The sequence below is a fragment of the Bradyrhizobium sp. genome, from assembly GCF_036009065.1.
Classification (GTDB): domain Bacteria; phylum Pseudomonadota; class Alphaproteobacteria; order Rhizobiales; family Xanthobacteraceae; genus Bradyrhizobium.
Genome location: NZ_DASYMN010000018.1, coordinates 19,783 through 33,176 on the forward strand (window position 1 = coordinate 19,783; position 13,394 = coordinate 33,176).

The following is a 13,394-nucleotide window of genomic DNA, read 5'->3' on the forward strand; positions in this document are numbered from 1 at the left end:
ACCTCATGACATTCAACAAAGACGTCGTCGAAGCGATCGGCAACACGCCGCTCATCAAGCTGAAGCGCGCATCCGAGGAAACCGGGTGCACCATTCTCGGCAAGGCCGAGTTCATGAATCCCGGCCAGTCGGTGAAGGACCGTGCCGCGCTCTTCATCATTCGCGACGCCGTGCAACGCGGCACGCTTCGGCCGGGCGGCGTGGTTGTCGAAGGCACCGCCGGCAACACCGGAATTGGGCTGGCGCTGGTTGCCAACGCGCTCGGCTTTCGCACGGTGATCGTGATTCCAGAAACACAAAGCCAGGAAAAGAAGGATATGCTGCGGCTATGCGGCGCCGAACTGATCGAAGTGCCCGCGGTGCCCTACGCCAATCCGAACAACTACGTAAAGCTGTCGGGACGTCTCGCCGAACAGCTCGCCAAGACCGAGCCCAACGGCGCGATCTGGGCCAACCAGTTCGACAACGTCGCCAACCGGGACGCCCATGTTGAAACCACGGCGCCGGAAATCTGGCAACAGACCGATGGCAAGGTCGATGGTTTTGTGGCGTCGGTCGGCTCCGGTGGCACGCTTGCCGGAGTCTCGCTGGGTCTGAAGGCGAAGAATCCGAAAGTCCGGATCGTGCTGGCCGATCCGATGGGGTCCGCGCTGTATGAATTCTACAAGCACGGCAAGCTGAAATCCGAAGGCTCCTCGATTACCGAAGGCATCGGCCAGGGCCGCGTCACCGCCAATCTCGAAGGTGCTGTGATCGACGACGCCTACCAGATTCCCGACGAGGAAGCGGTGCCGATCATCTTCGATCTGCTCGAGCACGAAGGGCTTTGTCTCGGCGGCTCGACCGGCATCAACGTCGCCGGCGCCATTCGCCTCGCAAAAGAGCTCGGGCCCGGCCACACTATCGTGACCGTGCTGTGCGACTACGGCACGCGCTATCAGTCGAAGCTGTTCAATCCGGATTTCATGCGCTCGAAAAACCTGCCGGTGCCGGAATGGCTGGAGCACACGACCAAGATCGACGTGCCGTTCGAGAAGGTTTGATTATTGCCGCACTCACCAACGTCATCCTGAGGTGCGCGCTCTTGCGCGCCTCGAAGGATCGCCGCTTGCGCTTGTTGCCCATCCTTCGAGGCTCGCCGTCAAGAACGGCGAACACCTCAGGATGACGGCGCATCCGGTGCTCACCTTAAAATCTGGCTCAGGAACAGCTGCGTCCGCGCGTGTTGCGGATTGGCGAAGAAGTTCGCCGGCGTGTTCGACTCGATGATCTGCCCGGCATCCATGAACACCACGCGGTTCGCCACTTCCTTGGCGAATCCCATTTCGTGGGTGACCACCAGCATGGTCATGCCGTCATTGGCAAGATTGACCATGGTGTCCAGCACCTCCTTGACCATTTCCGGATCCAGCGCCGAAGTCGGCTCGTCGAACAGCATCACCTTCGGGTTCATGGTCAACGCCCGCGCGATCGCGACCCGTTGCTGCTGGCCGCCGGACATCTGGCCGGGATACTTGTTGGCCTGATGCGGAATCTTGACGCGCTCCAGGAATTTCATCGCCGCCGCCTCGGCGTCCTTTTTCGGGATGTTGCGCACCCAGATCGGCGCCAGCGTGCAGTTCTCCAGCACGGTCAAATGCGGGAACAGGTTAAAACTCTGGAACACCATGCCTACCTCACGCCGCACCTCATCGACGCGCCGCAGGTTCGGACCAAGCTCGATGCCATCGATGACAATCTCGCCTTCCTGAAACTCCTCCAGCGCGTTCATGCAGCGGATCAGCGTCGATTTGCCGGAGCCCGACGGGCCGCAGATCACGATGCGCTCGCCCTTGGCGACGTCCAGATTGATGTCGCGCAGCACATGAAAATCGCCATACCACTTGTTCAGGGCGGCGACATTGACGATGGAATTCGTTGTCATGGCCAGTTGATCTCAGTTGCGCCGGTGGGCATTCAGCCGGCGTTCGACGAACAGTGAATAGCGCGACATTCCAAAACAGAACACGAAATAGACCATGCCGGTGAAGGCAAAGCCGGTGAACAGCGTGCTGGGCGTCGCCCAGTTCGGATCGGCGAACGAGGCGCGCAAACTGCCGAGCAGATCGAACAGCGCCACGATCGACACCAGCGAGGTGTCCTTGAACAGCGCGATGAAGCTGTTGACGAGGCCGGGAATGACGTGGCGCAGCGCCTGCGGCATCACGATCAGCCCGGTGGTCTTCCAGTAGGACAGGCCGAGGGCGCTCGCAGCCTCCGCCTGCCCGCGCGGAATCGCCTGCAAACCGCCACGAATGACCTCGGCCTGGTAGGCGCCGGCGAACAGCGCGATACCGATCAGCGCCCGGACCAGGCCATCCACGGTGAACCCCGCGGGCAGGAACAGCGGCAGCATGTAAGTCGCAAAGAACAGCACGGTGATCAGCGGCACGCCGCGCCAGAACTCGATGAACGCCACTGAAAATGTCCGGATCAGCGGGATGGTCGAACGCCGCCCCAGCGCCAGCGCGATGCCGATCGGCATCGAGGCGACGATGCCGGTGACCGACACCACCAGCGTGACCAGCAGGCCGCCCCATAGCCTCGTATCGACGATCGGCAACCCGCCGCGGTCGAGGCCCATCGCGGCGATGACGACGCCGATGCCGGCGAAGATCGCAAGGCTCACAATGAGCGCGCGCCATCCGGTGCGGAAGCCGCCGTTGAGGACAAACAGCGCGATCGAGACGATCGCCGCGGTGGCCGCAAAATCCGCCCATACCGGGTTGCCCGCCGCCTGGATCTGGTCGCGCAGCCACGTCAACGGCCAAATCACGAACGACACGGCGGTGCTCAGGAAAACGATCAGCTTGCCGAGCAGCACCAGCACCGGTCCGATGGCCGCTTTGGCTTCGCCAACGCTGGCCAGCTTGCGTCCGGCGTCGCCGATGCTGTTGTTGAAGCCGGCCAGGAAATCCGCCGTCCAGCTGATGCCGAAACCTTTTATTCCGCCGCCATGCAGCAGGAAGAAGCCGACGATCGGAAGCGCGATAAAGAACAGGCCGGCATTGATAGCTTTTCCCGGCAGCCGCGGGATCAACAGCGGCAGCAGCAGGATCACGGCCAGAATGAAGGTCAGATTGACCCGCCAGCGCTCCTGCTCCGGATAGAATCCGTAGATGAACTGCGTGAACTTGGCCTGGATATAAGGCCAGCACGCCCCGACCGCATGCCCCGCATTCTCCGCAAGACACGCATTGCGGTCCTTGCCGGTCCATACCGCGTCGATCAGCAGGAATTTTACGGAAGGAATGATCGTGAACCACAGCAGCAGCGCGCTGACGATGGTGATCAGGATGTTGGTCGGCGAATTGAACAGCCGCGTGCGCAGAAACCCGACAAAGCCGGTGGTCTTGATCGGCGCGGCTCGCTCGGGAACGAGTTCCTTGCGAATGAAAACATTCAGATCGGTCGTTGCGCCGAGATCGCTCATGTGTTGCCAAGGCTCCGGCTGAGCCGCCACCCGTAGAAGCTCATGATCGCGCTGGTGACGAGCGAGATCAGCAGATAGACGCCCATGGTGATGGCGATGATTTCGATCGCCTGTCCGGTCTGGCTCAGCGTCGTCCCCGCGAACACCGAGAACAGTTCGGGATACCCGATTCCGACCGCGAGCGACGAGTTCTTGGTCAGGTTGAGATACTGGTTGGTGAGCGGCGGCAGAATGACGCGCAAGGCCTGCGGCACCACGATCAATCGCAAAGTCGAACCGCGCGACAGCCCGAGCGAGGACCCCGCCTCCATCTGTCCCTTGTGGACAGACAAAACACCGGCGCGGACGATTTCCGCGATGAAGGCCGCGGTATAGGTCGACAGCGCCACCGTTAGCGCAACGAATTCAGGGATCACGCGCCAGCCGCCGGAAAAATTGAACCCCTTGAGTTCGGGAACCTCGAACGTTACCGGCTTGCCGAATATCAGCGCGCTCAACAGCGGCAGCCCGATCAGCAGGCCCAGCACATAGGGCCAGATCCTCAAGAGCTTGCCCGACTGGAACAGCAGCCGGCGGGCATAGCTGCGCAACAGCAACGAAGCCGCGATTGCAATTAAAATGGCGATGACAAATGCTGTTAGCCCCTCCTGTCCGACCGGCCTCGGGATCCCAAAGCCGCGGTTGGAAAGAAAGAAGCTGCCGAACAGCGAGATGCTCTGCCGCGGATTAGGCAAGGTGGCCAGCACCGCGAGGTACCAGAAAAGGATCTGGAACAGCAGCGGCAGATTGCGGACGAGTTCGACGTAAGCGCCGGCCACGCGCGACAGCAGCCAGTTCGGCGACAGCCTCCCAAGTCCGACCAGAAAACCGATAATGGTGGCAAAAAAAATGCCGATGACGGACACCAGCAGCGTATTGAGCAGCCCGACAAAAAACACGCGGGTGTAGGTGTCGGATCCGGAATATGGAATCAGGCTTTGACTGACGTCAAAGCCCGCCGTGTTCGACAAGAACCCGAAGCCCGACGTGATCCGTTGCGCTTCGAGATTGGCGCGGGCGTTGGCGACGATCTCATAGGCAATCCAGGCAAGCGCCGCGACGAACAGAATCTGGAGCCCGAATCCGCTCCAGCCGGCGCGCCCGCCGAGCGCACGCCGCAGCCTGGCGACAAACTGCGGCGGTGGTTTGCGGGCTTCGACGGCCATCGCCGCTACCGGGTCATGAGATCAGCGGATCGGCGGCGCGTACTGAATTCCGCCCTTGTTCCAGAGCTGGTTGAGCCCGCGGGCAATTCCAAGTTTCGAGCCGGCGCCGACATTGCGCTCGAACGATTCGCCGTAATTGCCGACCGCCTTGACGATCCGCGATAGCCAATCCTTGGTGAGGCCGAGTTGTTCGCCGAGATTGCCGTCGGTGCCGAACGCCCGCTTGAGCTCCGGCTTGTCCGATTTGGCCATCTCGTCGACGTTCTTCTGGGTAACGCCGAGTTCCTCGGCGCTGACCATGGCAAACAACGTCCACTTCACGATATCGAACCACTGATCGTCGCCATGGCGCACCATCGGGCCGAGCGGCTCTTTCGAGATCACCTCGGGAAGCACGACGTGATCCGCTGGATTTGAAACCTTGAGGCGTTCGGCGTAGAGCTGCGACACGTCCGAGGTGAAGACGTCACAGCGTCCCGATTCGTAGGCCTTGACGGTTTCGTCCGCCGAACTGAACGCGATCACCTCGTACTTCATGTTGTTGCCCCTGAAGTAGTCGGCGAGATTCTGCTCGGTCGTGGTGCCGGTCTGCACGCAGACCGAGGCGCTGTTCAGTTCCAGCGCGGAATTCACTTTCAGGGATTTTTTGACCAGAAAACCCTGGCCGTCATAATAGGTGACGCCGGTGAAATTGGCGCCGAGCGAGGTGTCGCGCGACAGCGTCCAGGTGGTGTTGCGCGACAGCACGTCGATTTCGCCGGACTGTAGCGCGGTGAAGCGATCCTTGGCTGAGAGCGGCACGAACTTCACCTTGGCCGGATCGTTGAAGATCGCCGCCGCAATCGCGCGGCAGATGTCGACGTCGAGGCCGGCCCAGTTGCCTTTGTCATCGGGCGCCGAGAAGCCGGGCAGGCCCTGGCTCACGCCGCAGGACAGCATGCCGCGGTCCTTGACCGTCTTGAGGGTTTGCGCGGTGGCCGCCTGCGCTGAAAGACCGGCGGCGAGAGCAACGGTAAGAGCGAGAGATACGCGATTCATGGCAAAACCTTTCAGGGGTCGGGACGTTTGCATTGTCGTCGCGGGCGCGCATAAAGGCCAGCCCATCGATCCGGCCACCCCTTTGGATGCCGGCCTGAGGAGCAGACTGGCAACCGATTCGGCTGGGCGATGGATCGACGTTCGCAGCAGGCCCCTCAACGTGCGGCGACTGAATAGCTCGCCTGCATCACAGAACGGTTGGAGAGCCGGGTCAAGGGGTTGACGGGGGTCTTCTGTGTCCTGTTATTACAAAGTTGAGCCGAACCCGCCTCCCGGCGGGTGTTCGCGAAACGTCGCGGCTGCGGCAAAACGTCTTTGGCGGCGGCGGACGCATGAATTTCTCTGCAGATGACGGGCAATCGCCACGGCTTGAGCCGGAAACCGCGTTGGCGACCTCCGGCCGCGATACCAAGGCGCAAAAGGGTTTTGTCAATCCGCCGGTGGTCCATGGCTCTACCGTTCTCTATCCGACCGCAGCGGATCTGCATGCGCATCGCAGCGAGTTCCAGTATGGGCGGCATGGAACGCCGACCACGCGGGCGCTGCAGGATGCGCTGATGACGCTCGAGGGCCCCAACTGCGCGGGCGTAGGCCTCGCCCCCTCCGGCCTGGCGGCGATTTCGACGACGCTGCTGGCGGTGCTGAAGGCCGGCGATCATCTGTTGGTCTGCGACAACGCCTACCGCCCGACGCGGAATTTTAGCAACGGGATGCTCGCCCGCTACGGCGTCGAGACGACGTATTACGATCCCTTCGTTGGCGCCGGCATCGGCAGCTTGTTCAAGACGAACACCAGGGCGGTGGTCGTCGAAGCGCCGGGATCGCAGTCCTTCGAGATGCCGGACGTCCCTGCGATAGCTGCCGCTGCGCACGAAAAGGGCGCGCTGGTCATCGACGACAACACCTGGGCGACGCCGCTGTTTCACCGCTCGCTGGACCAGGGCGTCGATATCAGCATCCAGGCCGCGACCAAATATATCGGCGGGCATTCCGACATCATGTTCGGCACCATCTCGGCCAACGCCAAGGCCTGGCCGCTGATTTCAGAGACGATACGGCTGCTCGGCGTCTGCGCCGGGCCGGACGACGTGTTTCTGGCGCTGCGCGGCTTGCGGACGCTCAGCGTACGGCTCGAACAGCATCAGCGGTCGGCGCTCGACATGGCGCGCTGGCTTGCAACGCGGCCCGAGGTTGTCAGGGTTCTGCACCCCGGACTGGAGAGCGATCCCGGACACGCGATCTGGAAGCGGGATTTTACCGGCGCGTCCGGCCTGTTCAGCATCGTGCTCAAACCAGCGCCGCAAAAAGCCGTCGATGCGCTGCTCGATACCGTAAAACTGTTCGGCATGGGCTATTCGTGGGGCGGTTTTGAAAGCCTCGTCATCCCGTTCGACTGCTCCGACTATCGCACGGCCACCAAATGGTCGCCGGGCGGGCCGACGCTGCGGCTGCACATCGGGCTGGAACACGTCGATGACCTCAAGGCCGATCTCGAGCGCGGCTTTGCGGCGTTCAACGCCGCCGTCGCGTCGTCATCCTGAGGTGTTCGCCGTTCTTCACGGCGAGCCTCGAAGGATGGCTGCGAGCACCGAGTTGAACAATCATCCTTCGAGACGCCGCGCCAGCGCGCGGCTCCTCAGGATGACGATGGTAGCTGTATGGCGACCTTGCGGACAAACGGATTGATCGCCAGCGTTGAGCAAAGTCTCAATCGCTGGACGACGACTGCCGTCCGTTGACGATGATGAAATACAGGTTGCGGAAGTAGACCAGCAGGCCGAGCGCCTGCCCTGCGATGAACACCGGGTCCCGGCGGTACAGCGCGTAGATCAGCAGCAGCACGCCGCCGCCGATCGAGAAGAACCAGAACGCCACCGGAATCACGCTCTTGCGCGCGCGCTCGGATGCGATCCACTGCACCACGAAGCGCATGGTGAAGAAGCCTTGCGCGATAAACCCCAGGATCACCCAGCCATCGAACTTGATGACGAAGACATCATGCAGATAGCTGGCGAGCGCGTTGAACAGATCAGCCATGAGACGTCACCTCGGTCGCTACAGGCGTCGGTTTCTTGCGGCGGATCAGCCACCACACGCCGACCAGATCCATGATCCCGATCCACAGCCGGTCGAAGAAGCCGTAATTGGACACGCCGGAGTGCCGTGGCCGGTCAATCACATCGACATAGGCGATGTCGTATCCTTCACGGCGCACCAGCGCCGGCAGGAAACGATGCAGCCCGTCGAAATACGGCATGATAAGGAAGACATCGCGCCGGAACGCCTTCAGGCCGCAGCCGGTGTCGCGTGTGCCGTCGCGCAGGATGGCGTTGCGCACGCTATTGGCAACGCGCGACTGCATCTTCTTGAACCCGGTAGCCTTGCGCCCGATACGTTGACCCGCGGCGAGGCCGATGCGGCCGTCACCGTTTTGGATCGCCGCAATCAATTCCGGCAGAAACGCCGGATCGTTTTGTCCGTCGCCGTCGAGCGTCGCGACGATGACACCACACGCGGCGCGAACCCCGGTGCGCACCGCCGCGGACTGTCCGGATGAAATTGCATGATCGATCCGGCGCAGATTTGCACGCGCCTTCATGATCTCGGCGAGACGCTGCGGCGTTGCATCGGTCGAGCCGTCGTTGACGTAGATGATTTCGTAACGCCAGCGGCCATCGAGCGCGGCTGATATCTCGGCGATCAGCGGCGCCACGTTCCCGGCTTCGTTGCGAACGGGCACGACGATGGAAACATCGACAGCGGCTGCGTCAGGGGATGGCAAATCAAGGCTCGTGGCTTGAGTACATCGGCGGCCGGAACCAGCGGCCCGGACCCGCGGCGGCGTCCGCTTCTTATGGCGCGAATGCGCCGCGGGCAACCCTTTTGAGATGCCCCAGCGAGGGTCCCGCAAGCGGTTCGATCGCGCCGTCGCGGCGGATCGTGAAGGCAAGATGACGGGCCGCAAACCAGTAGCGCACGAACATCGCGCCGATCACGCCGACCAGGGCTCCCGCGACCACGTCGCTCGGGTGATGCGCCAGCAGAACGAGCCGGGTCGCGGCGATGATCACCGCGTAGATCAGCATCACGCTGCGTAGATGCGGCCACACCGCTGAAACAGCGAAAGCCAATGCAAAGGCAGTAGTGGCGTGGCCCGACGGAAAGCTCGCATAGGCTTCGCTGCCTGAAAAATGCGAGAAGTTAAAGGCATTGGCCGCGCCGCCGACGAACGGCCGCCCTCTCCCCACGACCTCCTTCAAGACCTCACCTGCAAGAACCGGCAGCAGCACCGCAAAAAATATGAAAAGGATGCGGGTGCCAAAACCGACCAGCACCGACCGCGGCGTTCCCCGCGCGCGCGGAAACAGAAGCGCGGTCACGAGCAGAAGCGCCGCCAGCGCCCACAACACATACTTCGATTTTCCAAATTCGGTCAGGATGCGAACGGGCCAGAGCCAGCCGGTGCCGCGCGGCGGCATCCAGCCGATTTCCGTCGCATCCAGCAGGTACATCAGCACAATGATCGCCGCGCCAATGCTCGCCGTGAGCCATAACGAATGACGCGCGCATCTGCGTGCGGCACCGGCGCGACGCGAATGCGAAGGCGCGCGCACCAGTTGCGCCAGCGAAATCCAGCCAAACCGGCAGACCTGAACGACGTAGTTCGACGGCACGCCGCTGCCGGTCTGCGCCGACATCTATTCCGTGCCCTCGGAGCGGAACACCGCCACCGAAATCGCCTTGCCCTGCGAGAAATTGTAGCCCTCGATCCGTGTCGCTACATTGTAGCGCAGCCCGATGGCTTCGGCGCGCTGCGCGAAGGCGCGTTCCGTACGCCCTTCAACCAGCGCGAACCGGCAACTGCCGTGGCCGAGGAAATCGGCTGCGCCCGAGCCGTCCGTCAGCAGCGTCGAGGTGCCGGTCATGAACACCAGGCTGGGCTCGTGATAGCCGGCCGCAGCCGCTTTCGGTCCGACGCAGACGACATTACGCAGCACCCGCGCGATCTCAACGCTGGGAAACAGCGGCTTTAGCGAGGGCGCCACGATGCCGTAAACCGCGATCCCCAGAACCAATGCGGCGGCAGCAGCATTGAGCAGCGAGCGCTCGGCGCGGTTGTCGTCATAGAGCCACCACGCGAACAACCCGAAGATCAGCGACACCGCCAGGAAAGGCCATGCCAGGAATGCGGGTTGGCGCGTCAGCACGATCGCCCCGACAATGACGGAGACCGCTGTTATCGCAGGAATTGCGAACCACCACGCCGCACCCCGCACCAGCCATGGCGATCGCGACAGCACGCGACGTTCCAGCGCGCCGACGATCAGGATTGCGATCGCCGGATAGAGCGGCAGCACGTAGTGCGGCAGCTTGGTCAGCACCAGTTCGAACACGATCCAAGACGGGATCAGCCAGGCGAGAAGGTATTGCGCGCCCGGCTCGCGCCTTGCGCGCCAGACCGCCGGCGCCGCCAGCCCCGCCAGCGGTGCGCCGGGCCAGAACGTCACCCAGAACAGCAGCAGATAGGTGCCAGGCGGTGCGCCGTGGGACTCCTGCGCCGCGAGCTTGCTCAGCATGTCGCCGCCGAGCGAGTCCACAAAGAACGTCTCCCCGGCGCGCCAGAAGATCGCGATGAACCATGGCAGCACCAGGACCAGCAGCCAGGTCAGGCCCCATACCGGCCGCAGACGCCAAAGCCAGACCGCGGTGCGGTCGAGAATCGCCAGCGTGGCCATGGTCAGGCCGACGAACATCAGGATCAGCGGTCCCTTGATCAGGATGCCGCCGGCCAGCGCCGTCCAGAAAATCGCAGGCCAGGTCCACGGCGGATGCGCGGGATCCTCGCCGCGCTGCCAGGACAAATAGACCCGTGCCATCGCACCCATCGCCGCGATCACCGTCAGCAGCAGCACGGCGTCGGTCTTTGCCAGTCGCGCCTCGGCGCCAAGCAGGACCGAACTGCACATGATGAGCCCGGCCAGCACCGCCCCGCGCCGGGTGACGAAGGCGAGCGCCGTCCAGTAGGTCATCAGCACCGCGCCGATCGCGCCGATCAGCGAGGGAATGCGGTAGAGCCAGATACGGACCTGGGCGCGCTGCAGGCCAAGCTTGCTTGCGCTCTGGACGACGGCGGACTGCAGCCAGTAGATGCCCACCGGCTTCTTGTAGCGCACGTCATCCTGGAAACGGATATCGACGAAGTCCCCGGTCTCGACCATCTGCTTGGTCGCCTGTGCGAACCGGGTTTCGTCGCGGTCGATCGGCGGGATGTTGAAGAATCCCGGCAGGAAGAACAGCAATCCGCAGACCAGGAGAAACGCGATGGCGCGGGCATGGCTCGCAGTGACGAAGTCGAGCACCTTCACAAGCACGCTGGCCGGAATCCCCCGGCTCTTCGGCTCGCGCGGCTCTCCAAATCTCGGACGTGCATAGGTCTCGACCATCGGTTCCGCATACGCTGAAACCGCCATGGCGACAACCGGTTAGCCGGTCGCTATTGAATTCTGACCACAACTGTGTCCGCCGCACCCGTGGCGTCCTGGACGGTCAGCCGGACAAAACCCGCCCCGGGCGGATCGATCAGACGCTGGCGGCGGCCGTCGATTTCGCCGACGGAGACGCCATTCACCAGCATGGTCATCGGCAACACGCCGCCGGCGACCTTCACCGGCAGTGCGGAAAACCGCATTTCGCCGATGCTCGCAGCGTCGATCCGGGAGCCGTCCAGCGGAAACTGGATGCGCAGCGCCTGCTCGCCGCCGGTCCGGACCAGCTCGCCTGCGGGACGGAACCGGCGCAGCGGCAGCGGCAGCTTTGCATTGCTCGCTACTAGCGTACCTTTCGGTGCCTTGGGCAACGGCGCCGGCAGTTTTCCGGTACGGGCAAAGGCATCGAACAGGATCGGCGCTGCGGCAGTGCGGCCGACCAGGCCCGGGACCGGCGCGCCATCGGGACGCCCAACCCAGACGCCGATCGTCATGCGTCCGTCGAAGCCCACCGACCACGCATCGCGATAGCCGTAGGAGGTGCCGGTCTTGAAGGCGATCCGGTTGTGCGCGGCGTTCTCTGGCGGCGGCGTGCCGATCAGCACATTGCCGACCTGCCAGGCCGCGACCTGATCCATCAGGCGCAGCGGTTCGCGCACGTCGTCCTTCCACACGATTTCGCGCAGCGGTTTTGTGCTGCCGAGGCGCGCGATGCCCGAGTAGAGTTGCACGAGATCCTGCAGGCTGACGCCGACGCCGCCGAGCCCCATCGCGAGGCCCGGCACTTCATCCTTCGGCAGCACCAGATTGGCGCCGGCCTGCTTCAGCCGCGACGACAGCCGGCTGGCGCCGACCCGGTCCATTAGTTCGATCGCCGGCACGTTAAGGGACAGTTGCAGCGCCTTGCGCACCGGCACCGTCCCCTGAAACGTCATGTCGAAATTTTCCGGCGCGTAGGAGCCGAACCGGACCGGCCGGTCGTCGATCAGGCTTTCCGGATGCACAAAACCGTCCTCGAAGGCGAGGCCGTAGATGAACGGTTTTAGGGTCGATCCCGGCGAGCGCACCGCGCGCGTCATGTCCACCTGTCCCGCCCGCCGCTCGTCGAAATAATCCGGCGAGCCGACATGGGCCAGCACATCGCCGCTGTCGTTGTCCACCGCGACGATAGCGACGGAAATATCCGGCCCCAACGCTGGTGCGCGGTCACGCGCCAGCGACTCGAGAACTTTCTGCAGGCTGGAATCCAGCGTCAGCGCGATGACCGGCGCATCCTTCACATTGGCGACGGCCTGATCGGCGGAATGCGGCGCCAGGATCGGCATCGGCTTGCGCAGCCGCGGCACCGGTACGGCCTTGGCCTGCACGGCATCGTCAGGCGAGACAACGCCCTCTTCAACCATCCGGTCGAGCACGCGGTTGCGCGCAACGCGCGCCGTTTCCGGATGGCGATCGAGGCGGCGGGTTTCCGGTGACTGCGGCAGCGCCACCAGCAACGCCTGCTCCGCCAGCGACAAGCGTTTCGGCTCCTTGCCGAAATAGCCGAGCGAGGCGGCGCGAACGCCCTCGAGATTGCCGCCGAACGGCGCCAGAGCCAGATACAGATCGAGGATCTGGTCCTTGCTCAACTGCCGCTCGATCTCGATGGCGCGCACCATCTGCCGCAACTTGGCGTAAATCGAGCGCTCGCGCCGCGGCTCCATCAATCGCGCGAGCTGCATGGTGATGGTGGAGCCGCCGGAGACGATGTGACCACGCGTCACCACTAGCAGCGCCGCGCGGCCCAGCGCCAGCGGATCGACCCCGGCATGCGAGCGAAAGCGACGGTCCTCATAGGCCAGCAGCAGTTTCAGGTATCGGGGATCGACCCCGGTCCGTGCATCGACCGGCAGCCGCCAGCGGCCATCGGCCATCGCATAAGCGCGCAGCAGTTTGCCGTTCCGATCGACGACGCTGGTGGAGACCTGTTGCGCCTGCGCCAGCGGCAGCGGCCCGAGGGACCAAACCCACGCACCAAATGCGCTCATGCTCAAAATACAAACAAGGGCCAACGCGATTGCAAATGTTCTGATTGGCCGGCTACCACCAACTCCGTCATGGCCGGGCTTGTCCCGGCCATCCACGTCTTTACTGCTGCAAAGAGTAGACGTGGATACGCCGGACAAGCCCGGGCATGACGGGGAAGTGCGGGTG

Annotated in this window: 11 protein-coding genes; 2 read left to right on the forward strand and 9 right to left on the reverse strand. The window is 63.4% G+C overall.

What is annotated here, in order from left to right; translation table 11 throughout:
* Positions 1-5 precede the first annotated feature (5 nt).
* On the forward strand, positions 6-1,043 hold the full coding sequence (locus VGP39_RS00780; protein WP_327566204.1) for a cysteine synthase A: 1,038 nt from the start codon (positions 6-8) through the stop codon (positions 1,041-1,043).
* Positions 1,044-1,183: 140 nt separating this feature from the next.
* On the opposite strand, the gene VGP39_RS00785 is transcribed toward VGP39_RS00780, so the two are convergent.
* Genes VGP39_RS00785 through VGP39_RS00800 form a run of 4 tightly spaced genes read right to left on the reverse strand, consistent with a single transcriptional unit; the run spans position 1,184 to position 5,715 of the window.
* Positions 1,184-1,924 (reverse strand): amino acid ABC transporter ATP-binding protein, encoded by a 741-nt coding sequence (locus VGP39_RS00785; protein ID WP_327566205.1) that lies wholly within the window; start codon positions 1,922-1,924, stop codon positions 1,184-1,186.
* 12 nt (positions 1,925-1,936) lie between these two features.
* Positions 1,937-3,472, reverse strand: a complete 1,536-nt coding sequence (locus tag VGP39_RS00790) for an amino acid ABC transporter permease (protein WP_327566206.1) — start codon at positions 3,470-3,472, stop codon at positions 1,937-1,939.
* Positions 3,469-4,677, reverse strand: a complete 1,209-nt coding sequence (locus VGP39_RS00795) for an ABC transporter permease subunit (RefSeq protein WP_327566207.1) — start codon at positions 4,675-4,677, stop codon at positions 3,469-3,471. The genes VGP39_RS00790 and VGP39_RS00795 overlap by 4 nt, the downstream gene beginning before the upstream one ends.
* Positions 4,678-4,698: 21 nt before the next feature.
* Positions 4,699-5,715 (reverse strand): amino acid ABC transporter substrate-binding protein, encoded by a 1,017-nt coding sequence (locus VGP39_RS00800; RefSeq protein ID WP_327566208.1) that lies wholly within the window; start codon positions 5,713-5,715, stop codon positions 4,699-4,701.
* 332 nt (positions 5,716-6,047) lie between these two features.
* Between VGP39_RS00800 and metC the strand changes: the two genes are divergently transcribed.
* Positions 6,048-7,256 carry a cystathionine beta-lyase gene (metC, locus tag VGP39_RS00805; RefSeq protein WP_327566209.1) on the forward strand — a complete coding sequence of 403 codons (1,209 nt, stop codon included), beginning with the start codon at positions 6,048-6,050 and terminating at the stop codon, positions 7,254-7,256.
* A gap of 166 nt (positions 7,257-7,422) precedes the next feature.
* Here the strand turns inward: metC and VGP39_RS00810 are convergent, their stop codons facing one another.
* The 5 genes from VGP39_RS00810 to pbpC form a co-directional block, all read right to left on the reverse strand.
* Positions 7,423-7,752: a lipid-A-disaccharide synthase N-terminal domain-containing protein gene (locus tag VGP39_RS00810; protein WP_327566210.1), complete on the reverse strand. Its 330-nt coding sequence runs from the start codon at positions 7,750-7,752 to the stop codon at positions 7,423-7,425.
* Entirely contained in the window at positions 7,745-8,497 is a 753-nt protein-coding gene (locus VGP39_RS00815) for a glycosyltransferase family 2 protein (RefSeq protein ID WP_327566211.1), read from the reverse strand. Before VGP39_RS00815 ends, VGP39_RS00810 begins: the two co-directional genes overlap by 8 nt.
* Positions 8,498-8,567: 70 nt before the next feature.
* Complete coding sequence (locus VGP39_RS00820) at positions 8,568-9,413, reverse strand: phosphatase PAP2 family protein (protein ID WP_327566212.1); 846 nt, start codon at positions 9,411-9,413, stop codon at positions 8,568-8,570.
* Positions 9,414-11,159 (reverse strand): glycosyltransferase family 39 protein, encoded by a 1,746-nt coding sequence (locus tag VGP39_RS00825; protein ID WP_327566228.1) that lies wholly within the window; start codon positions 11,157-11,159, stop codon positions 9,414-9,416.
* 50 nt (positions 11,160-11,209) lie between these two features.
* Complete coding sequence (pbpC, locus tag VGP39_RS00830; RefSeq protein ID WP_327566213.1) at positions 11,210-13,324, reverse strand: penicillin-binding protein 1C; 2,115 nt, start codon at positions 13,322-13,324, stop codon at positions 11,210-11,212.
* Positions 13,325-13,394 lie beyond the last annotated feature (70 nt).

Bases quoted from the DNA above. Each gene is read 5' to 3' on its own strand.
- VGP39_RS00780 (WP_327566204.1), top strand. From the start codon at position 6: ATGACATTCAACAAAGACGTCGTCGAAGCGATCGGCAACACGCCGCTC.
- VGP39_RS00785 (WP_327566205.1), bottom strand. From the start codon at position 1,924: ATGACAACGAATTCCATCGTCAATGTCGCCGCCCTGAACAAGTGGTAT.
- VGP39_RS00790 (WP_327566206.1), bottom strand. From the start codon at position 3,472: ATGAGCGATCTCGGCGCAACGACCGATCTGAATGTTTTCATTCGCAAG.
- VGP39_RS00795 (WP_327566207.1), bottom strand. From the start codon at position 4,677: ATGGCCGTCGAAGCCCGCAAACCACCGCCGCAGTTTGTCGCCAGGCTG.
- VGP39_RS00800 (WP_327566208.1), bottom strand. From the start codon at position 5,715: ATGAATCGCGTATCTCTCGCTCTTACCGTTGCTCTCGCCGCCGGTCTT.
- metC (WP_327566209.1), top strand. From the start codon at position 6,048: ATGAATTTCTCTGCAGATGACGGGCAATCGCCACGGCTTGAGCCGGAA.
- VGP39_RS00810 (WP_327566210.1), bottom strand. From the start codon at position 7,752: ATGGCTGATCTGTTCAACGCGCTCGCCAGCTATCTGCATGATGTCTTC.
- VGP39_RS00820 (WP_327566212.1), bottom strand. From the start codon at position 9,413: ATGTCGGCGCAGACCGGCAGCGGCGTGCCGTCGAACTACGTCGTTCAG.
- VGP39_RS00825 (WP_327566228.1), bottom strand. From the start codon at position 11,159: ATGGTCGAGACCTATGCACGTCCGAGATTTGGAGAGCCGCGCGAGCCG.